Raw genomic sequence first — 1,671 nt, 5'->3', positions numbered from 1 at the left:
ATTCGGGTAAAGCATCTGCTTTTAATAAGTTTAAAAGAAGTATAAAACATAATATTAACTGTTTCATTAGAATTTATACCTCCATTCAAACCAAAAGGTACGTCCATCTTTTGGATAATACAAATCTCCATTACCTTGTTGTTTTACTACATCACCATATTTTTTATCCATCAAATTACGTACAGTAAAAGAAATATCACTTTTAGGAATAAAGTTATGCGAAGTAAAAGTTAGATTGGTCACAGTATGGCTAGGAGCATATTCTTTTCTATCATCCGTGGCAAGTGGACGTTTTCCTACATATTGCATCTCCCATCCCATACGAAGCTTCTCAGCTGCAAGCGGAACTGAAAGATTTAATTTTGCAAGATGTTTAGGAGAGTTTGCAAGAGTTAAATTAGTATCTGTTTCTTTTGCATCTTGAAAAGTGTAACTACTTTTAAGACGCATATTATTTTCCCACTGTTTTTCAAGTTCAATTTCTACTCCCTTAGTAACTATATCAGATTGAGCTATCCATCCAATACGATTAGCAATATGATAACGAAAAACCGAGGCAACCAGTTTCGTCTGTTCTGCAAAATCTTGCTCTAAAATCAACTCTGTTGTTTTAGCCATCTCAGGAGTAGGTGTATCTCCTTCATCTACAGTAGTTCGGCGATGTGTTTGCTCGGATGAAAGTTTAAATAACGTGTCATCTTTAGCTTGCCAACTTACAGCTAATTGAGGGCTAATTGCATGATATCCATTATAGCCATTTTCATATCTAAACCCATAATTTAAATTTAAAGATGAAGTAAGTTTGTATTCATCATAAGCATAAAAACTATAAGTTTGACGGTTTTCATATTTTTCTTCCCAAGGATACTCCGTATTTGTTGCTACTTCAATATAATTATCTAAATACCTTAAACTATAATCATTACGATACTCTGTTCCAAAAGATAAAATATGATTATCCCAAGCAGTTGATACAAGTTTTAGATCTCCCCCAAACCATTTAGCATCAAAAAAAGAGTTGTCTATATCAGGAGAAGAAAATACTGTATCATGTGAAAAATAATGATACTCTCCAGACCAAAGAGAAGCAGAAAGCTTTAACGTAGAAACAATATCGTTATCGTATTTTAATTGTGTAAATCTGCTTTTATCTGTAGATAAGAATGAAATTTGAGACTCTATAGCCCAAATAGGATAATAAGGAATATTTTTTTCTCGATTTAGCCAAGCACTTTCCAATGAAAAGTTTTCATAAGAAGCTTTAAAAAAGATACGATGATTTTTTTCACTATTTTGTTTATCAAAAGTGGTATCTATTCCATTAATATTATAAGTAAAACTTCGTCCATCTGTATCATACTTTGAAGCATTTAAAAGAACTTCAAGTCCATTATCAAATTTTTTACCAAAAGCTGCTCTTTTTCTATTACTGTTATGACTTCCATAACCTAGAGCAAATTCTCCACCATCAATATCACTTCCTTTTTTTGTGATGATATTAACGACTCCAAGAAGTGCTCCACTACTATATCCAGCTGAGCCACCACCTGGAACATATTCAACTCTATCAATCATAGCAACATCAAGAATTCCATCTTCTCCAAAGTAAGCTTGTCCAAACATAGCATCATCAGCACGATATCCATCAATCAAAACAGCAATTCGCCCTGC

Annotated in this window: 1 protein-coding gene; it reads right to left on the bottom strand. The window is 32.9% G+C overall.

The annotated features are described in order from the left end of the window. Positions 1-66: 66 nt before the first annotated feature. Positions 67-1,671: TonB-dependent receptor plug domain-containing protein (locus tag ACQY56_RS01660; protein ID WP_428743702.1), on the bottom strand; the 1,605-nt coding region annotated here is incomplete at its 5' end.

The organism is Sulfurimonas sp. (assembly GCF_050296975.1).
Lineage (GTDB): Bacteria > Campylobacterota > Campylobacteria > Campylobacterales > Sulfurimonadaceae > Sulfurimonas.
Note: the sequence above shows the minus strand (reverse complement) of the source record. Positions and strands in the feature narration are given on the sequence as shown.